Source organism: Ruminococcus sp. RTP21484sp1_RTP21281st1_A8_RTP21281_210402 (assembly GCF_040914025.1).
GTDB lineage: Bacteria > Bacillota > Clostridia > Lachnospirales > Lachnospiraceae > Blautia_A > Blautia_A faecis.
In genome coordinates this window covers 1-20,483 of sequence record NZ_JBCPGE010000008.1, presented here as the reverse complement: position 1 = coordinate 20,483, position 20,483 = coordinate 1, and the positions used below count along the sequence as shown (strand labels likewise).

The window sequence follows — 20,483 nt, the reverse complement described above, 5'->3', positions numbered from 1 at the left end:
ATTATTTCACCCGCAAAATCGACCTCACCAGTTCCAGATGCGGTCTGTCTGCATCCTTCTGGAACACGGCAACATGGTTCAGGTCTGCGCCTCCATCTGTATATGCCGGAAAAAGAAAGCCGCACTCCGGCTCACCTGGCTCGTATTCATCTGCAAGAGGACAAATTACACAGATCAGATATTCAAAAACAGCTTCTGATTCCCCCAGCCGCTCCTTATCTGCTGCCTTTGCCGGAATATCATATCTGTCGTGGAAAATATAAACTGCATAAGGTCTCCTGCTTTTATAATTCTCCATTACAAGATCATAGAAGCTGTCCATAAGAGCATCGTTTTTCAGCCCACATTCCCGGATTGCCATCAAAAGCTGCCACACGGTTCCTGGCCTTCTGTCTGCATCTGCAAATTCATAACGTTTCAGATTTACATTTGTTGCTGCAAAGGGAACTACCTTGGCAAGCTCAATGTTTTTCTTCTTTTCTGCGGCAGACAGCTTTAAAAAATTCACGTTAAAGCTGCCGTCAAAGTCCCCGTCCTTATCCACATAACATCCCGCAATCCTTGTAAAAGAACTCCGGGCAACATTCATCCTCCTGGTCAGCGCCAGCATATCTTCACGGTCGATTTTGTTGGTCATGGTTTTCTCCTGTGTATACGCAAAATGTTTTTTCTATTTTACCATTCCTATGCGCTATACACAACTGAAAGTAAAAATATCTCCATTTAAAACGCTTTTCTAATCCGCTCCAACGCCTCCGTCAGCGTTGCCCTTGGACACGCCACATTAATCCTTTGGAATCCTTCGCCTGCTTTTCCGAAAATCTTTCCACTGTCAAGCCAAAGTCTGGCCTTGTTAAGGATCAAATCCTCCAGTTCCTCAACAGTCAGGCCTGTCTCACGGAAGTCTAGCCACACCAGATACGTGCCTTCCAGATCTGTCATCTTTACCCCAGGCAGATATTTTTCCACATACTCTTTTGTGTAGTTGATGTTCGCCTCCACATAAGCATGCATCGCCTGGTACCACTCTTCTCCCTTGGAATAAGCGGCCTCTGTTGCCACCAGTCCCAGAACCCCAAGCTGGCTGATTCCTGCCGCATCCAGCTGCTTCCGGAATTTTCGGCGAAGCTCCGGATTGGGAATAAAAATATTGGAAATCATCATACTTGCAAGATTGAAAGTTTTACTTGGAGAAGTGCAGGTAATGGAAATATCCTGAAACTCCTTTTTCAGACCGGCAAACACCTGATGCTTTCCCTTAAAAACAAAATCCTGATGGATTTCATCACTGACAACGGTCACACCATTCTTTACGCAGATATCTCCTAATTTTTCCAATTCTTCTGCGCTCCACACTCTTCCCACCGGATTGTGGGGATTACACAGGAAAAACAGTTTCACATTTTCCTCCACGATTTTCTTCTCAAAATCCTGAAAATCGGTGTGATAACGGTTGTCTTCTCCTTGATAAAGGTTGCTGCTCACCACTTTTCTGCCATTATCCTGAATAACTTCTGAAAAAGGATAATAAACGGGAAGCTGGATCAGCACACTGTCTCCCGGCTGCGTGTATGCTTTCACCGCCATAGCCAGGGCAAAAACAACTCCTGGCGTTTTAATCAGCCAATCCTCCCGGACGTCCCAATTGTGATGAGTCTTCATCCAGTTTGCCAAGATTTCAAAATAAGGGGTCTGCACCTCACTGTATCCGAAAATTCCCTCTTTTGCACGCTCTACCAGCGCATCCTCAATATAAGAAGAGGTCTCAAAATCCATGTCTGCGACCCAAAGAGGCAGCACATCTGCCGGCTTGCCCCTTTTTACTGCAAAATCATATTTCAGACATCTGGTATTTTTTCTGTTAATCACTTTATCAAAATCAAGATTTCTTTCCGCCATATAATTCTTCCTCTGTTTCTGCAAATACTTTTTCAAATTCATCAAGAAGATCCTGGGCATCCTCGATTCCAACAGAGAGGCGAAGGGTTGCCTCTGTAATTCCGTTGCGTTCCCGTATCTTCTTCGGCACATCCGCATGCGTCTGGGTAGTTGGATATGTGATCAACGTCTCCACACCGCCAAGACTTTCTGCAAACTTGATCATCCGCACTTTTTCCAGAACAGAAAGGGCAAACTCCTTGCTTTCCAGCTGGAAGGTAAGCATGGAGCCAAATCCTCTGGCCTGCTTTTTCATAATCTCATATCCCGGGTGATCTGGTAATCCCGGATAGATTACTCTGGTCACTGCGCTCTTTGTTTTCAGCCATTCTGCGATTTTGAAAGCATTTTTCTGTGCCTGCTCCATGCGGATTCCAAGAGTTTTGATACCGCGGAGGATCAGCCAGCTGTCAAAAGGAGCCAGGCCGGAGCCTGTGGTTTTAATAAGAAAACGGAGCTTTTCGCTGATATCCGCTCTGTTGGTTACCAGAAATCCTGCCAGGGTATCATTATGTCCGCCCAGGAATTTGGTTCCGCTGTGCACTACAATGTCCGCTCCCAGTTCCAGTGGATTCTGGAAATATGGAGATAAAAATGTATTGTCTACTATGAGAAGGAGATTATGTCTTTTTGTAATTTCCGCAAGTGCCGCAATATCAGTGACATTCATCATGGGGTTGGTTGGAGTTTCAATATAAATTGCTTTTGTGTTTTCGTTTACATAACTTTCCACATTTTCTTTCCAACAGTCGATTCTGGAAAAATGGATCCCGTTTTTCGAAGAAACATTGTCAAAAAGCCGGATGCTTCCGCCGTACAGGTCTGCATCTATGATCAGATGGTCTCCTGGTTTAAACAGCTCCATTACCAGAGTGATTGCTGCCATTCCAGTGGAAAAAGCCAGTGCATCGATTCCGTTTTCCAAAGTTGCTACAATTTTTTCCAGATGCTCTCTGGTCGGGTTCTGCAGTCTGCTGTAGTCAAAGCCTGTACTCTGGCCTACTGCCGGATGCTCATATGTTGCTGTCTGATAAATCGGAAAACTGATAGAGCCATAATTGTTACAACAGCCTTCCTCTTCTTCCAAATGTAAACATTTTGTATTGATTCCTCTTGCCATGATTTTCCTCCAGATTCGTATGATCGCGTTCAGAGAAATGTTTTCTCTCTTTTTTGTCTGAACATATCATAGCAAGATAAGAGGATTTTGTATAATTCATTTTACCTTGAGTTCGTTATAGAATATTGCTATATCTGATTAGATATGTTAGATTTGGTGTATTGCCAATTTCAGAGCGTGTTTGAAAAAGGCTTTCTGCAAGATGTGCGTCACAATTTGCGGGAATACTTTTTCAAACACGGTCTAAAACACCCTCTGCACCAGCAGCATATACAAAATCGTTCCACCGCCAATACTAAGCAGTGTATTCTTTTTCCACTTATGCAAAAATACGATAAACAAAATCGCAATGGCTTCTGGCAGCCCATAAGGTCCGCTTCCGTTCCTTCATAGTTACACTCTTCGCGATGCACAGAAATCATGTTTCCCATGTTTTCGCACCGTACTTCTTGGGTTTTCTGTAAACGAAGTTCACAAAATATCTCTTGGGATGATATCTGCTGAATAGGAGCAGGCATTAATTACCGGCCAGTTCCCTGATAGCATCTGTCAAGGTCGTGTACTGCTCTTTCACCTGCGCGTAAAGCTCATCACTTCCTGCGGTTTCTCTTCCTCTTAATACCTCCGTAAGCTCTGCACTGACCTTATACAATTCTGTAAATCCAAGGTTCAGGCACACACCCTTCAGGGTATGGGCTGCACGGAATGCTTTCTCTCCATCCTGTGCGGCAAGACCATCTGTCAGCTCCTGAAAACTTGGATCGTTAAGAAATTTTACTGCAAATCTTTTCACAAGTGCTTCGCTTCCCAGTCTTTTCAGAACTCCATCGTAATCTGAGCCAACTTTCTCATAACATTCTTTTATTGTCATTCCAGCCTCCTTAATTTTCATTCCGGTTCCCTATGTAACTGCTTTCTGCACTTTATTATATTAAATTGAAAGAAATTTGTCCACAGGTTTCTAGAGCGTGTTTGAAAAAGGCTCTGACATTACGCATCAGACCTGGAATAAGCATTCTTCATCTGATTACTCAGCTCATAAAGCACTTTATTCAGTGTGTCAGAAGCCTCTTTTTTCACCATATCCGCAATTTCCTGGTTGGCCTGATGGCGAAGGGACATTCGCTTCGCTGCGTCAGACTCTTTTTCCAGAAGAGCGTCATATTTGCCAATCAGCTGGTGGCCTTTTGACATTACACGCTCCTGATAACGTTCAATATGGAAAATGGAGCTCTTATAAGAAGCATCTGCCATGGCACCGATCATGCGGCTTACCCAGTAGAAGCTGTCAGTGGTTACTTCCCTGGTGGTGCTGGAAAAATAGTCCGGAGTGGTATCAATTGTGGCATAAAACGGCACCAGCACATTAAATGCATTGGATGCAAATGCAACCCATTCCAGAATATTGCAGTCCTTTTCCATGCCTGGTCTCATCTGGATCAGAGACAGGAAATCTGTACGGTTCACACCGATAGAACGGAATGCTCCGCGCTGTTCTTTTTCTCCATAGGAAGCATATGGATCATAAGAGGTTCCCTGATAATGGGAGGACAATACATATTTCACATCCTCTACAGTAATCTTTTTTTCCGGAATCATGCACCATGGCAGATCATCAGAATATGGAGTAAATTCTGCATTTACGCCATCCCAGATTTTTGTCTTCGGATTCAGTTTTCTCAGCATATACCATGCACGAGGAGTATTATAAACATGGTCGGAATCGTCATGGCTTCCGAACGCATCTCTTGGATTCAGTACACCATCCATGGAAAGATCCAGGTGATTTTTGCTGATAAATTCTTTCAGGTCAGCGGAACACATGTATTCCAGATCCGCATATTCCTCACATGGGCACCGATATTTTTCCTGATCCCGCAATGCCTTTTCCAAGTCAAATTTATCAATTCCTAGCTGATTTGGCATTACTACATATGCCTCATCCGGAACCTTTCTTGCCATCCAGTGATGGCCGCCGATGGTTTCCAGCCACCAGATTTCGTTTTGATCCTGGAAAGCAATTCCATTCATCTCATAGGTTCCGTATTTCTCCAGAATGCTTCCAAGGCGGATTACCCCTTCGCGGGCGCTATGGATGTATGGAAGAACAATGGATACAATATCTTCCTCTCCGATTCCACCGGCTGCTTCCTCCTTACCGTCCTTTGCAGGCTGATAGGTTACCAGAGGATCCGCGCCAAGTACCCGGGGATTGGAGGTAATCGTTTCTGTAGCAGTCATTCCCACATTTGCCTCATTTACACCGCTAGCTGCCCAGATTCCTTCGCCGTCTACTGCATTTGGCACAGATGTATAGCCCATTGGATCATCTGGAAGATCAATTTCCACATGAGAAATCACAGATTTATATTTCCGCGGCTGTTCCTCCGGATGAACCACCACAAATTTTTTTGGCATATAATGACCGGAACCGGAATCGTCATTTCTTGCGATCATGGTAGAACCATCATAAGATGCCTTTTTTCCAACTAAAATTGTAGTACAACCCATTTAAATTTCCTCCTGAAAATATTTCGTAATCTACTATGCTCTATGTTAGCACAATCGGGCATTTTATGGAATACAAGATTCCGGAAATCAATTATTTAACGGTTGTATTGCCTGCCATTAAGCTTTATACTTATCTTATTCCCGTAGCAAAATGATTCGCGAAAGAATCCTGCCCATCAGGGCTTTTCTATAACTTAAAGGAGCATTCCTTATGCAGACATCTAAAGATTATTTGCATGTTTTTCTTGATATGGGCGACGCACTGTTAAACAGCGGCGCAGAAATTTTCCGGGTGGAGGACACCCTGAACCGGATGGGCTATGCCTGTGGTGCTACCCATATGAATGTTTTTGTCATCACGTCCAGCATTGTTATTACTATGGAATTTCCCGGAGATGGCGCACGGACGCAGACACGGCGCATTCATGAATGTGGGGGGAATGATTTCACCAAGCTGGAGCAGCTCAATGACCTGAGCCGCCGTTTCTGCAGTCATCCGGTTTCTGCTGCGGAGCTGCGAAATGAATTTGAGAAGATCAATGCAAACAGACCTAAGCCTCTTTGGAAACTGCTTGGAAGCGTTCTTGCAGCCTGCAGTTTTGCCCTTTTCTACGGCGGCACTATTCCGGATGCCATTACTGCCGGCATTGCTGCAATCCTGATATGGAGCCTGCAAAAATATCTAAGACCAGTATGTATGAACGAGGTTACTTTCCAATTTGCAGCGTCTTTTCTCACAGGCTGCGCCATTTGCGGATTTACTTTGCTCTGTCCTTTCCTTCACATGGATAAGATCATGATTGGTGATATTATGCTTCTGATTCCAGGACTTATGTCAACTAATGCGATCCGCGATGTACTCATTGGTGATACCCTTTCGGGTATTATCAGGCTGATCGCCGCGTTACTTCTTGCAGCAGCACTGGCACTTGGTTTTATGGGCGCAATTATTCTTTTTGGGAGGTTTGGACTTTGATCACAATGACGGTTATACAGCTGATTACCGGAGCTATCGGATCTGTGGCTTTTGGTCTTCTTTTTCACATGAAAACTAAATATCTGCCGCTGGCTGCTGCCGGTGGTTTTCTTAGCTGGCTGGTCTTTCTCTTTGGGAAGAGTCTGTGGGGAAGTGTTTTTCTTCCGGCACTGCTGGCTGGTTTTATTGCAGATGTGTATGCGGAAATCCTGGCAAGAATCTGCAAGGAAACTTCCACTTCTTTTTTCGTTACTTCCGTGATTCCATTAATTCCCGGAAGTACCCTTTATTACTGCATGAGCAGTATTGTAGAGGGAAATCCCATGCAGGCACTTAAATATGGGAGGGACACCTTTCTCTTTGCATTTGGAATCGCCGCGGGGATGAGTATTGCGTGGGCGATCTGTTATTTTCTGAGAAGTGTTAAAGCACGATAATTTCTTATTCACAGTTTCCGGATTTCCACCTTGCGATTCCGCCAGCCCTTTTTCCAAACCATGAGAAAAACCTGAAAATCCAGGCTGTCTCTGGCTGTTGTAAAGGGCTCTTCTCTTAATATCTCTGCATGGATTCCGTCCCGGGTCAGTTTTTCCTGCAGTTTTCCCGCTTTTGACAGCAGGCTTTTTAACTGCTGATCAGCCTCATTTCCAAAAGTCCGGTCAGGATAAGCCGCCGCTGCGCTTTTTATTTTTCCGGTAAGAAGATCAATCACTGCACTATGCTTATTCTTGTGCAATACCCTGGCAAAAATCCTGGCGATAAATGGAGCTGGAAATTTCTTATAAACATGCAATAACCGAAGCAGAGAAAAATCCCGAGCTTCTTTTGCTAGCTCTTCCATTACTTGAAATGCTGCTGCAGACGGCTTCCAGGGGTCTTCCTTTGGCACAATATACTGTTTCGGCACTGCAGGATAACAGCAATAATTCAACGGTGGAAAGTCCGCCAGCTGCACAAGTGCCCTTTCTTTTTCTGTGCAAAACTCTTCTCCCAGATATTCCAGCTTATCTCTTGCAATGGCGATCCGATATTCCAGCTGACGCAGATATTCATACCCAGGTACCCAGAAATGACCGATTTCCCCATAGTTATAAAGATAAACCTCCAGATCCAGCATTCTGAAAAACAGGGTGACTACGTTCTCCCCCTGCCATACTACCAGTATATATTCATCCCCTTCCTGACTTAAGGATGATTTCAGAGGACCTTCATAATTCTCCAGATAAGAGCCTGTAAGTCTGGCGTCCCGGAAAATGAGAAAGCTTTCTACGGCATCATTCATCAAATAAACAAGGCGGATATCACCTGGATTTTTCTCTTTTCCCACTCTGGCAAGGCTGTCTTTTTCGCCCTGTTTTCTCTCATTATTTTCATATGTCTCATAACATTCCCATTCAGCCTGTGCTCCGTTTTCTTTCGGAAACAGCAATTCAAATTGCTCCTGTTCCAAAAGCTCCTCCAGCATTTCAAATGTATCCTGCATCTTATGATTACCTCAAACTGTTCGATTCCTGTTTCCAATTTCACTTTTTATTATATGGGTATCTGACAGAAATGTCAAAATAACGACAACAGATATATAGCTATAAAATAAATAGCATACAATTTACAGCTTACATTTTTCATATATTTTCTATATACTTTATATTATGGATAAAGAAGCTGTCGTTCCATAATATAAGAACCCGCAGGCAATCAGGAAGCGGTGAAACCGTTCCATAGATTGCCAGAGCATGTTTGAAGAAACTGTTTGAAAAGGGTTTTCTGCAAGATGTGCGTCAGAATTTGCAGAAGATTTTGTTCAAATTGGAAAGCAGCTTAAATGCGTGTAAAATCACAGGTAAGCCAGTTCGGCACCTGTTAAAAAGATTGGAGAACGAATATGAATCAGATTGATTACGAAAACTTAGGATCCCGAATGAAAGAACTGCGAATCAAAATGAAGCTTACCCAGGCGGAAGTTGCCAAAGCTCTGAATGTAACTCCTGGCTACATCAGCAACGTGGAGAATAACCGTACTGCAATGTCCCTGCGTATCCTTATTTATTATGCAAGACTGCTGAACATCTCCCTGGATTCCCTGATTGGCAGAATTGATTCTGAATACCGTGAAACTGCCCTGGACCGCGAGATTTCCGAGCAGGTACATAAAATGAGTATTCCAGAGAAACAAAAGCTTCTGAAAACCATGAAGGTATGGATGGAAGAAGATTGATTCTGAACGTAAAAGGGGCTGTCTATTTCCTGACAGCCCCTTTTGTAACTTTATGGTGTTTATAGTATTATATCAGATTTTATTCCCCCCCATTTCTGTGATAGTATCACATACTTTTCTTTTTTGCCTTGCGGACCAGTTTTCGGATCAGGACTACAATAAGAATAATAATTACAAGGAAGAGCAGGCAGATCAGCACGATCATTACTGAGAATCTATTGGGATTTTTCACCAGATCAATAATATTTGTGCTGTCATCTACAACCTTACGGTTATGAGTGACTGCATAATATTCCGGTACATTGGCAATTCCATCCCCGTCTATATCTTCAAAAGACTGCATATATCTTGCAATAGCATCCCACGCTTTCAATTCCCTGCCATCTTCCATGATTGCTTGATCTTCCAGATTTTCAATTGGATTTCCGTTCTTATCCTTTGGTTCAAGAGACAACAGACCATAGGACATTTTCATTACAGAGCCAAGCATTTGTCCTGTATACAAGTCAGTCACAACATGGTACAGTTTATCATCCTGAATTTCAATTCTTTCTCCATCTTCTCTGGTCAGATAACAGTCCGTCACCTTATTCAGAATCATTCGATGAGGATTATATGTAAAATTCAGTCCGCTGCAATACAATCTTGCAGTTGTCATAAAATCCGAAACAGAAGCGTCTACTTCTGCTGCCAGCTTCAATTCTTTTCCTGTCAGATATGCATTGATAAGAGGATATCCTGCCACACCGTCTTTTCCAATTCCCAGAGAAAAAGAATTGTAAACATCCTCTACTGTAATATTGCCTTTTGTATATGTGTCACGGACCGTTCCGCTTGGCACAACCGCTACGTCTACCGGATTCCCATCGTAATACTCTGAATTTTCCACAGCATATACATACGCATCAGACATAATATCGCCAAGATTCAGTTCTTCATGCTTTGTTCCCATCTCTTCCAGACTGTTAAATTCAATATCGTTCTGAGCCAGAACTTCATCCCTGGTGTACCCAAAATCTGCAAGATAATTGGTGTCTACTGTATCCATTAATTCATCAATCCGTTTCTGTGTTTCCTGATCCGGCTTGATCTCATCAGACACAGGAATCAGCTCATAGGAAGTCATTTCCCAACGCCCTTCCTCCTTCTGTGTCATTGAAAGTGATCCAAGGTTTCTCCCATACTCACCGCAGGATACAATATATGTATTCCCATGCTTAATGGCTTCATTCAGCTCTGTATGGGAATGTCCACTGATGATCAGATCCAGATCCGGCACCTTTTTTGCAAGGATTTCATCCTCTGACTTATCCTCGTCCTCCCAGGTTCCGCCGTGAGACACACATGCGATCATATCCACATTCTCGTTTTTCTTAATCTCAGCTACCGTCTGCTTTACTGCTTCTACCGGATCTTTAAACAGAAGTTCACATGTAGGCGCACATTCCAGGGCATCTTTTCCAAATACACCAACCACAGCAATTCTCGTATCACCCTTTTGAACCACAACATAATCTTTCACGCCGTACGCTTCAAACGCTTCTTTGATCTGCTTCTGCCCATCTTTTAAGCCATCTTTCTCCATAGCATCCCAATCCACATTGCACACTACGATCTCCGGCACTGTCTCACCGGAATTTATGGCTGCTTTCAGCATATTTGCCAGTCCCTTTGACCGGTAGTCGTATTCGTGATTTCCAAAAGTAGTCACATCATACCCCAGATATCCCAGCATTCGAAGCTCCGCTGCCTCCGTATCATATACGGTCTGGATCAGTGTACCCATGGAAAAATCTCCGCCATCCAATACCAGGGTATCTGGATTGTCTTTCTTCTTTTCATCCATCAGGGTTTTTATTTTCGCAAAACCGCCAACTTCTTTTTGCTGTCCATCTACAATTGTTGAAAAGCTGTCCAAATGGGAATGAGTATCATGGGTAAACAAAACGTCTACCTTTTTCGTCCCAGCTGCTGTCACAGGAATATCCAGTACAAGCAGAAGCAGTGTTGCAATTGTTAATACAATTGACAAAATTCGTTTCCGTGTCTTCATAACTTCTCCTTTTCATTCAAAAGATCTTCATCTGATTTCTATAGCATATCTTCTGCCAGCATCTCCTGATATCCGGCTGTCCTGTATTTTCCGATCAGCGCTGCCACCGGCTTTAACCTTTCATCCGTTATTCGTTCCAGTATTTTCAGCCGCTTAGGTGATATGACCTCTTTGGACCTGCATCTTTCGTAATCCGTGGCTTCCATATGCCAGTAATAAAATTCGCCCTTATAATACTGTGACAGTTTCTGTGCGATCAACACACCTTCCGGATCCAGATCTCCTGCATAATAAATCCGTGTTTCGGATTTTGCAAGTAAATCCAATGCCATCAAACCTGCCAGTCTTGGCTGACCGTTCATGCACATATATGCTTTTTCCTTATGATCTGTTTCTTCTTTTCCGCAAAGCATGGCAAAAACCGAAGGATTTTCCACAATATATATTTCATTTTGGGGACAATAGAGTGCATCCCATTCTGTAAGCACTGCAAGAGGAACCTGTACAATATGCTGTTCTTTCGCAAAACCTGCCATACCTTTATGATAATTTCCATCTTTTTTCACAGCCTGCACCTGATACAGCATGGTATAATTGGAAACATCATCCAGCATGATTCCTGCCAGCAGATAACTTTTCTGACGCTTATACGCAGGAAATATTGCACATGTCTCTACTGTAATTCTTCGTATTTCCAAATCCATCTGTATGATCTGATATAAAAAATTACCATCTGCTGTTCCAATATCAAACGCATGCGGATTACCTGTCAGCATAGCTGCAAATACGGCAAGGTACATCTTTGTGTTGCGATATGGCAGATTGTTATAGATTTCTGCTCCAAGCCGCAGCGTCCTGTCCCATTTGGCCAGCTCCTGATTCCCATTGTCTTTCACAATGCTTCGCAACGATTCTAAGGCTGTCTCTACAGGAGTTCCTTCATAGTCTCTCTGAAAAATCTCCCATATACGCTCTTTTTCCTGTTCCCGTAAGGATTTTTGCTCCTGTCTTCCAAGCAGTGGCTCTTCAAAAAAATTCTCCAACAGGCATTCCGGCGTTATCTCTTTATATCTGCTTGTTTCCAGCGCCTGTCTGAATTTTTCTGAGGACACCGTTACACTTTTCTGACTGTGAAAAGATTTTCCAAAAAATCCTTCCAGTTCTTCAATATCTGTTGGTTTCAGATTCTTCAGAATTACTTTCCCACCAAACCTTCCGTAAGAAATATATTTCTCCCGGAAGCCTTTCAGCACCTTCTCCCAGACTGGGCTCAGGTGAAAATAAGCCAGACAGTCTTTCATTTTATTTTCAAATTTATACTCCTTCTGCCTGTCCAAGCTCTATTCCTCTCTGTTCAACTTCTTCCTCGTGTTCTAACAATTCTTTCCTGTGACCATTCCATAAATAAGGCATAACGGTTACAAATTTCGCATTTCCCGGACGGATTAACTGATAGATTGCCAATGCGTCCAACGTATCACAATCTCCCCACAGAACCTGTGAGTTAATAATAAAATCAAACCGGAATTCTGTCATCAGACGGAACATATCACGAATATTCTTATTATCTACTCCGGCAAATGCCTCGTCCAGAGATATCAATCTCGGTGCATCTTCCCTTCCTCCCTGATACTTGGCCACAACTGCTGAAAATAGCGGTACATACATGGACATTGCCTTTTCTCCGCCACTGAAGGTTCCGAATACGCTATTTGTCAGCTCCTTCTGACGTTCCCCGTTTTTCTGGGAAAACAGCTGGAATTCAAACCATTTACGGTAATCCAGCGTATCCTTCATGATCTGATAGAAGGATACCATTCCTGCACTGTCTTTCGCATTTCTTCGTGCCTCTGCCACCTTGGAACGGAAATGGGCAGACAATCTGGCTGCCTCATCTTCACTCATCAGCCGATAATCTTTCTTCAGTAATTCTACCAGTTCTTTCGTATCCAGCTGGTCTTCCTGTTCTGCAGTCTTACTTCGCCATCTAAGGCTAAGCTTTAATCCGCTGGAGGTATTCATACCGTTCATCAGGGAATTCATTTTCTGTACCCATGTATTGGAACTGTTAATCTTTCCACGGATTTTTCTGCTTACCGTATTGGCAAGAATGTCTTCAAACAACTCCCGGTCTCCATCTTTGATCAGATTCTCCAGTTCTGTGATATCTTCTTCAAGATGCAAAAGGAGACTGGCAAATGATATTTTTACACCTTGGTATCTGGCTGAAATATCCAGTCGCTTTGCAGGAAATTCCGTTTGTTCTTCTTCAGTAAACAGCTCATTCTGCATTAAATGATAGTCTGTAAGAAAGCCTCTGTTTTCAAAGTATACTTTATTCAGATCACGGATCACACTGTCTTTGTCCAGCGCTTTTACATCTGATTCCAGATAACTTCTGATATGTGCGGCATCTTCCGGTATCTCTTTTGGTATTTCCACATAATGCAAAGCCTTTTCCATATCATAGCATTCTGAAAAATATTTCGTTTTCTTTTCATATTCTTCAATTTTCTTCTGGTTTTCATCTAAGCGCAGTGTCAGTTGTCCTACTTCGTCTTCTTCATGCGTCTGTCTGCTTACGCATACACGTAATTGCTCCGGATACTCCTGCAGCCAGTTAATACATGCATCAAGCCGTTCTTTAATTTCTTCGTAATCAGTCAGACGCAATTGTTCCTGAATGGAAGCCTGTTCTTCTGTCTTTCTCCTGATTTCTTTTTGAATCTCCTGCAGATCATACCGTATCTGTTCCATATCTGCATCCAAATCTTCCAAATGTTCTTTTCGCTCTCTCAGATACATCAGACTTCTAAGATACATTTCGTGTGCGGCAATCAGGCTGATCAAATGCTTTCCATATTCCTCTGCTGCTTTTTTTGCTTCTTTAAATATATCATAAGAACAGGTCAGATATAATGCTTCTGCAATTTCCAGTGCTTTCTTTTTCTTTTCTTTCAGTATCTCCACTAGTTCACGGATCTGACACTCCAATTTATCACTCTCGCGCTTCAGCTGTTCGCACTCTCGTTCCTCGGCCTGCAGCATCCGAAGTGCTTCTCTCATATCTGTGTCTTTCGGAAGATTCTCGTATTCTTTTCTGAGAATAACTTTTCTGTCAGACAGCTTTCTATGCAGTTCCTCCAGCTGCTGTAATGCGGTTTCCAACTCTGTGATTCTCTGTCTGCACTCTTCTATCTTTGCCTGTCTGTGTTTTTCACGGGCCTTTGTTCCAAGGAATCCTGCCTCATATTCTCCTGTTACAGTTCCGGCAAGCACTCCCATTCCGTAGGTTCCATCTTCTGCAACGGTAAACAAGCTCTCACTATCATATGCAATGCTTCCCAGGATTCCGGTGAGACGCTGATTGGAAAATATGTCATTCACTTCTTCATTCAGTTCCAATACATCTAACAGACTTCTATCTGGCTGCAGATTCTTCTGACTGTTCTTGCAGATAAACAGATAATGATCTTCACATCCTTGTTCTGTTTTCAAAACCTGCTCTTTGTATTGCTCATCTATTACCAGTGCATCCAGAATTCCCATCTTTAATAAAGCTTCTTCCAAACGGTTACAGGCTTCTTCTTCCAGATTATCTCCAAATTCTATAACCTTGTAAAATTCCTGATATGGAATTCCAAGAGCATCCAGTCTCTTGCGGTTACATATGACTGCCTCTGAACGTTCCGGCTGTGGTTCTTTCTGATTCTCCCATTCGGCCAGATCTGCCCTTACTTCTTCCAACTCTTTTTTTGTATTTTGGCTCTCTGTATCATTTACCGAAAGTTCAGATTCGATTTCCCCATTTTTCTTGATCCATACATCTGCAATCCTCTGACGAACCTCGGCAAAATCAGAGGATTCCTTATACGTTTCGGCAAATATACTTAATTCTCTTAATAATTCTTTTTCTAATGCCAGCTCCTGGTTTGCACCGTTCCACTGATACAATGCTTCTTTCCATTCATTCTGTGTCTGCACAAATACAGATTCCAGTTCTGACACTTTTCTCTGAAGCGTATCCAGTTCACGAATCTGTCTTTCTCTTTCTTTTATCAGATCATCCTTCTGTCTTTCCAGACGATCTGTCTCTGCCAGTATCTCTGTTCCCTCATTAATTTTTTCTTTTGTGTTATCAAATTGCTGCTGGTGTAAATTGAATTTGTATGGTTCTTCCGGATGTTTTTCCAGCTCTTCCTTCATAAATGCATGCTCTTCAAAGGCCATGGTATCAGCCTCATCCTGCATCTCTTCTATAAGCTCTTCCAGTTCTTTTTCTTTCTCATATTTCCTGTCTTCTTCTGTTTTAATCTGATTCTGTGCATCCTGATATTGAGTCTGTTTCTGCTCCAGGAATCTCTGCTTTTCTCCCAGGTTTTTCTGTTGTCCGTTTAATTCTGTAATCAGCTCCGCTTCTCTTCGCTTCAATGCTACCGCGTCGCTTTTGTTCAGAGATTCTTTCTCTTTCTCCATGGACTCACGTTTCACATCCAGATTCTGATGTTCTATTTTCAAGTCTTCTATCTTCTGTCTGCATTCACGTAGCTTTTTCTCCTGTTCATTTTGCCGCGTCCTTGCATTTTCCAAATTTAGTCCAGCCTGTTCGCAGCGTTCTGCTTTTTCATATAATAATTTCTGATTATATTTTGAAAATACTGCCTGGATTTTTTCTGCTGCCTGTCTGGCTTCTTTCCTGTTTTTCAGATTCATGGTCATGGTATCCATATTTTCAATGGCTTCCGACATAGGACGCAGGTCATCATCAGACAGGGGCTGAAGGGAATCACTTAAAATATCATTGATTACAGATGGCTTAAAATCCTTGGAAAGCTTCGGTGTACGCAGCTGAATCAAAAGATCTATCATTTCCTTATATTCTTCTGTTGTCTCAAATCCAAAAATCTGGCGGTTCACATATTCCATATAATCAACCTGTCTGTCAATAACGCGGCCGCCATCCCCAATCCTGTTTTCCAGCTCTTTTTTGGAAAGTGTAACCTTTTCTCCTGAATCCTTGTATAAAAAGAAATCCTTACCGATACGTCTTCCATCGGTCAGGCTAAAATACCATTTATCCAGATTCTTTCCTCTTCTTGCGCGGATACCCATTCCGATGGTCAAATATGTGTCACTGTTTTGTCTTTTAAGCTCCAGATACAAATAGCCAGTGCGTTCTTCACGTCCGTCATCTTCTTCCAGAAGATAGCTGCTCATCTTACGATCCCTGGAACCGAAGGGATCCAGTCGTTCCGGACTCATATTTCCATCCAGAAGAAGGGGCACCACACTCTGCATGGTTACTGATTTTCCCGATCCGTTTGAACCTCGAAGGAGCATTCTTCCCTTCACAAATGGGAATTCCTGTTCGTCATAATACCAGAAATTAATCAGCCCGATCTTATTTGCCTGCCATCTGCTATTCATCATTTCTTCCTCCCATATAATCCTCCGGATAACTTCCCTGTATTTTTCCGGTGAGCGGACATATTTTTATCTGATGAGCGAGTTCTTCTTTTCTTATGAACATCCACAACTCCATCTCATCCAACACACTTTTTACAAATTCCCCTTCCGGCATCTCGCGATAATTTTTCGAAAATCCACTTCCATATTCCTGTTTCATTTCTTTTATCATATTTTCAAATTCAATCTGATCTATAAGACAGGTTTCATCCAATCCGGTCTTCCATTGACCCTTCTCAATTTTCTTGCGTATTTCACGAAAACACAAAAGCAAAATATCGGATATGGAATTATTGCCGGGAAATACCGTTCCCATCCTGCAGTCGTCTCCGGATAGCAGATATGCACTTCCTTTATGAATGTGCACATGACAGTCAAATATCTGCTCCAGTTCTTCGCTTAATCTGCGTCCGTAATATTTCAGATATTCAAAATCCTCCGATGAGCCATCCGCTTTGTACATACCAGGTGCAAAAATCAGTCTTTTATAAACCCTGTGTCTTCTTGCAAAGCCTCGGTCTTCATCCACTTCAAACCAGTCACTTTCCTGAAAATCTTCCGGTTTCGTATATTCCATAATGTCTTTTGAAAAGCTCTTCATAAAATACCTGGATGCCCCTGTATTTTCATAAAGCACTTCTCCTCCTTCATCGTCCATGAATGCCTCGTCTTTTCCATCTGTAACTCCAATAAGCCCCTGATCTGCTGCAAATCTCATTACACGAATCAGCTTTCTTCTGTTCGTATACAATGTCCAGTCAGAGATTTCCCCAGGCAGATTTGCTGTAATATATTCCGTCAGCTGTGATATGATAAACTGCTCCTGTGCATCTCTGTCTTCCAGAAACATCAGCAGAATACAGAGATATGCATATTCTTCTTTTGAGGAAAATTTCTGGATCCCCATAAAGCTTTCCGGTATCACCGGAATCTTCTCCATCTTTATCAGAAGTGAATTGTCAATGATCTGGCAGCCCATTTTCTCTGTAGTAAATTTACGCAGTTCTCCAAGGGCATCTCTTAATTTATAATAGGTTTCCTTATCTCTGGATTTTAATACCCATCTTTTATTTAACAGGATCTCCAGTTCCTTCATCACGTTTCCTCCTGAAATACAATTGACAAATCAGGCATAGTAAAATTACCATCCAGACAATGCACAACACAGGTCTCATCTGCCCGGCTTCTGTCTAATATGTATCTTCTTCCATCATCCGTTCTTGCAGAAAAATCCGCAGATTCCATGGCATCCGACAGCCATTTCAAAAGGATCTCTCTGATTCTTGGTTCCAGCACCGGTAATTCTCCAAAATGAATCCTTCCATTTACTTCCAACGCCTGCAATTTTTCCATTTCTTCTCTCTGTTTTTCCAGCATTTTACGTCTTGTTTCCTGCTTTTGCTCTGCTGATTCGCGGATCGCACTTCTTCTGGATTTCTCCCTGTATGTACGTATCCTTGGCTTTAAACTGATTTCCATGGGTTGTTCTTCGTATACTCCGATATTCATGCTATCCGTTTCACGTACCAGATCTCCGGCAATATGCTGCGGGCACTCCATGCCAAATACCATTGCAGACATTTTGTGGGCTTCTTCCATATCCTGGCATTTCAAAAATAATTCTGCCACTTTGCGGTATTCTTCTTTTCTGTTAGCACCTAATGCATTCTTTTCACTTAACTGCGCTGCATATCTTGTGATCCTGCGAATAATATCATTTGTTGCATCAAAAAGCTTTCCCGCTTCATTCTCCTGACCTTCCTTTCCTACAAACCAGTCATAGATACTTTGATAACGGCCCTTTACTTTCTGCCAGATCATTTCCTTCGATACTTCCACATCCATTCGCGGTATCGACAATTCATAATCAACTACTTTTTCAAATACCTGATTTTTCATCTCTTCCTTCTGCATGCATAAGCTTTCTTCTATCACACCTACATTTCTCTGTAATCCCTTAATAAAGCTGCGCAGATATTCGATCAACCGGTCTTTAAACACCAGAAACTGTTTCGTATGCATCATTTCTTCTGCCCGCACACTGTTCAGATCTCTGATATAGTCCTGATAATTCTGATTCAGACGTACAAAATCATTATTCAGATCTGTCCACCAGGTATATACTTCATTTTTATCTCTTTCCACCATCTCCGGAAACCGTTCTATACCTCTTCGTATCCGCTCCAATAATGTGGGCTCTAAGGATGCACCTTCAATGAACAGGTTCTCAAGTCTAAGCACCAGACGTTCTATCTCTACACTATATTCCGTCATCTGATAGCGGTACTTTTTATTCTTAAATTCTTCAATCGATGCCACCTTTTTCGTATCCTGGATCGTATTCAGATTCTTCCATTCTGTCAACATTGTAAGATCCTGCTGACACTGCTCTGGTCTGTAATCTGCAAAAAAAGGATCCTTTATCATTTCTTCGTAAACCTCTTCCTGGTACAACCAGTATTTCAGTTTCTCGTAATGTTCAAAAAAAATACGCATAATACAGCGATATCTGCTTACATTATCTGCATTTAAATATTTCGCTTCTGTCAGTGGTTTGATTAATTTATCTGATACCTGCATGAGGCCTCTCCTTCTTTTTATACATGGGGTTACTTATATATAATGTCGGAGGCAAAAGTCCCCGACTACGATACTTGCGGATTGTTTCACCGATTACATTGTATCAAGACGTTGGCCAGTCGACCAGTCCTAATCTGTAAAAGCTGCTATTTTTTTGCACGAAAAGAGGCTGCAGGAATTCTATCCTACAGCCAATTTCGCTTTTTTGTTTATTTCACTTTTTTATTCGAACTCGCAGAGTCTGGTTTGATTCAGATTATTTCAATACAGTTATCTATACTATTGTGTATTGATAAACTGTATCTTTTCCACACATTATTTTTCGTTTCACACATTTTTAGTACCAATCCAGTACCATTGCTATATTGTCATTATTGTGTGTAGTTCTGGTGGCTTGCAGGTTTGTTTACTATTCACAGAATAATTTTCTGCTGACTTACTTGTCCACCTATGGAAATTATAATGTCCAAGCGATATTTCAGCAAGAAAAAATTTTGTTGTACTAGTCGTTAGTACCACGATTGTTTTCTATGTACTGAGCAAAATCAATTACCTTTGCTTGCTCTCTCTTAGCAGCAATCCCTAATCGTTCCATGTCTAATTTAAAAAGTTCACTCGGATATCCATACGCATCAAATCCCTCTGGCTGGCAAATATCTCTGTTCAGATACTCACTAAGTTCCCATTGATACTTTGCTTCTTTCTCCAGCTTCTTACCAAAATACTGTGCATCCATTACCATTCTGTTAATGCCACCAACCGATTTCCTACCATGAGTTTTGGTTACAGTTGTATCGCCTGACATTTTAAAATACTGCCCTATCTGTTCCTCGGAATATCCCATTTCCTGCATCACGCCATGAATCACACTGCGGATATACATTGTATAGTAATTCCAGTTTCTTGGTTCAATATCTGTCATTGCTATTGTATAACGATTACTGGCATTCACAATAAACAAAACATTTCTTCCTTTTATTTTCGTCAAATGTGTGTCCCAGCAGAACACAAGTGAAGCACCTTTGCTTTCTTCAATCTTTGTTGTTTTTAGTCGATCTTGAACTGCTTTTGTTGCACCAATCTCCATATGTATCACCTGCTCATCTCAAGTATTCTTTTTACTTCATTCTGTAATTCATCACTAAAGTCTGATAAATCATCATATGTAATTACTTTCAGTCTAATGAGACGAACAATATCCCATATTGCCTCTGATTTACTCATCTCCATGATAACACCCGGATGGCGCTTATCTTCTTTTATCCGTTTTTCAAGTTCCCAGAATCTTTCTGATGCAGGCTTTTTATCATCATTCAGAAAATTTGCATACTCTTTAACAAGACCTTCCATATAATTTTCCTGCCATCCTGATAATCTTTCTCGAAATAATTTCCAATCTTTTTTGCTTATGTCCATGATTTTAAACCTCCTCAGCCTCATGTTAGTCTCAACAAACAGTGTCAAAAATGAGACTGACTTGAGACTGTACTCATACAATTCAACCACCAATGCCGATTTTATCGCTTTTCTGCCATATTATGTAGTCTCACCAAGTCTCAAATATCATGAGACTTCGTTGAGACTAACTCTGGAATATCCTTGAGTAAAAGTTTGGGTGTTACAT

General features: G+C 41.9%; 17 protein-coding genes and 1 pseudogene. 3 read left to right on the top strand and 15 right to left on the bottom strand.

The annotated features are described in order from the left end of the window. Window position 1: 1 nt before the first annotated feature. The 7 genes and pseudogenes from AB5170_RS05420 to AB5170_RS05390 all read right to left on the bottom strand — a co-directional run bounded on the left by AB5170_RS05420 (window position 2) and on the right by AB5170_RS05390 (window position 5,569). Entirely contained in the window at window positions 2-637 is a 636-nt protein-coding gene (locus AB5170_RS05420; RefSeq protein WP_330382746.1) for a DUF4317 family protein, read from the bottom strand. Window positions 638-723: 86 nt separating this feature from the next. After that, window positions 724-1,899, bottom strand: coding sequence for a MalY/PatB family protein (locus tag AB5170_RS05415; protein ID WP_148462146.1), 1,176 nt, complete (start codon window positions 1,897-1,899; stop codon window positions 724-726). Then, window positions 1,880-3,058, bottom strand: a complete 1,179-nt coding sequence (locus AB5170_RS05410) for a PLP-dependent aspartate aminotransferase family protein (RefSeq protein ID WP_173770929.1) — start codon at window positions 3,056-3,058, stop codon at window positions 1,880-1,882. Before AB5170_RS05410 ends, AB5170_RS05415 begins: the two co-directional genes overlap by 20 nt. Window positions 3,059-3,173: 115 nt before the next feature. Beyond that, a complete protein-coding gene (locus AB5170_RS05405; protein WP_368356938.1) occupies window positions 3,174-3,284 on the bottom strand; it encodes a DUF6783 domain-containing protein in 111 nt (36 codons plus the stop codon). A gap of 17 nt (window positions 3,285-3,301) precedes the next feature. After that, window positions 3,302-3,430, bottom strand: a pseudogene (locus AB5170_RS05400) (AzlD domain-containing protein); the annotation flags it as partial. A 145-nt stretch (window positions 3,431-3,575) separates the two neighbouring features. Further along, the gene (locus AB5170_RS05395) at window positions 3,576-3,929 is read right to left on the bottom strand and encodes an Hpt domain-containing protein (protein ID WP_148462144.1); all 354 of its coding nucleotides are present in this window, start codon (window positions 3,927-3,929) and stop codon (window positions 3,576-3,578) included. Between the two features lie 119 nt (window positions 3,930-4,048). Further along, on the bottom strand, window positions 4,049-5,569 hold the full coding sequence (locus AB5170_RS05390; protein WP_368361359.1) for a C69 family dipeptidase: 1,521 nt from the start codon (window positions 5,567-5,569) through the stop codon (window positions 4,049-4,051). Window positions 5,570-5,780: 211 nt separating this feature from the next. On the opposite strand from AB5170_RS05390, the gene AB5170_RS05385 reads away from it, so the two are divergent. Next, window positions 5,781-6,545: a threonine/serine exporter family protein gene (locus tag AB5170_RS05385; protein ID WP_173715802.1), complete on the top strand. Its 765-nt coding sequence runs from the start codon at window positions 5,781-5,783 to the stop codon at window positions 6,543-6,545. Window positions 6,546-6,550: 5 nt separating this feature from the next. Beyond that, window positions 6,551-6,982, top strand: a complete 432-nt coding sequence (locus AB5170_RS05380) for a threonine/serine exporter family protein (protein WP_148462219.1) — start codon at window positions 6,551-6,553, stop codon at window positions 6,980-6,982. A gap of 8 nt (window positions 6,983-6,990) precedes the next feature. On the opposite strand, the gene AB5170_RS05375 is transcribed toward AB5170_RS05380, so the two are convergent. Beyond that, complete coding sequence (locus AB5170_RS05375) at window positions 6,991-8,028, bottom strand: DUF3878 family protein (RefSeq protein ID WP_173770931.1); 1,038 nt, start codon at window positions 8,026-8,028, stop codon at window positions 6,991-6,993. 399 nt (window positions 8,029-8,427) lie between these two features. On the opposite strand from AB5170_RS05375, the gene AB5170_RS05370 reads away from it, so the two are divergent. Continuing rightward, window positions 8,428-8,760 carry a helix-turn-helix domain-containing protein gene (locus tag AB5170_RS05370; RefSeq protein WP_173735011.1) on the top strand — a complete coding sequence of 111 codons (333 nt, stop codon included), beginning with the start codon at window positions 8,428-8,430 and terminating at the stop codon, window positions 8,758-8,760. A gap of 106 nt (window positions 8,761-8,866) precedes the next feature. Here the strand turns inward: AB5170_RS05370 and AB5170_RS05365 are convergent, their stop codons facing one another. From AB5170_RS05365 to AB5170_RS05335, 7 genes are all read right to left on the bottom strand, one after another. Further along, on the bottom strand, window positions 8,867-10,813 hold the full coding sequence (locus tag AB5170_RS05365; protein ID WP_368361358.1) for a bifunctional UDP-sugar hydrolase/5'-nucleotidase: 1,947 nt from the start codon (window positions 10,811-10,813) through the stop codon (window positions 8,867-8,869). A 38-nt stretch (window positions 10,814-10,851) separates the two neighbouring features. Continuing rightward, on the bottom strand, window positions 10,852-12,150 hold the full coding sequence (locus tag AB5170_RS05360) for a TIGR02679 domain-containing protein (protein WP_368361357.1): 1,299 nt from the start codon (window positions 12,148-12,150) through the stop codon (window positions 10,852-10,854). Then, complete coding sequence (locus AB5170_RS05355) at window positions 12,128-16,243, bottom strand: TIGR02680 family protein (RefSeq protein ID WP_227198845.1); 4,116 nt, start codon at window positions 16,241-16,243, stop codon at window positions 12,128-12,130. The genes AB5170_RS05360 and AB5170_RS05355 overlap by 23 nt, the downstream gene beginning before the upstream one ends. Further along, window positions 16,233-17,375, bottom strand: coding sequence for a TIGR02678 family protein (locus tag AB5170_RS05350; protein ID WP_368361356.1), 1,143 nt, complete (start codon window positions 17,373-17,375; stop codon window positions 16,233-16,235). The genes AB5170_RS05355 and AB5170_RS05350 overlap by 11 nt, the downstream gene beginning before the upstream one ends. Then, a complete protein-coding gene (locus tag AB5170_RS05345; RefSeq protein ID WP_173715796.1) occupies window positions 17,375-18,859 on the bottom strand; it encodes a TIGR02677 family protein in 1,485 nt (494 codons plus the stop codon). The genes AB5170_RS05350 and AB5170_RS05345 overlap by 1 nt, the downstream gene beginning before the upstream one ends. Window positions 18,860-19,361: 502 nt before the next feature. Then, entirely contained in the window at window positions 19,362-19,946 is a 585-nt protein-coding gene (locus AB5170_RS05340) for a hypothetical protein (RefSeq protein ID WP_173770935.1), read from the bottom strand. Between the two features lie 5 nt (window positions 19,947-19,951). Next, complete coding sequence (locus AB5170_RS05335) at window positions 19,952-20,275, bottom strand: hypothetical protein (RefSeq protein ID WP_173770936.1); 324 nt, start codon at window positions 20,273-20,275, stop codon at window positions 19,952-19,954. Between the last annotated feature and the right edge of the window lie 208 nt (window positions 20,276-20,483).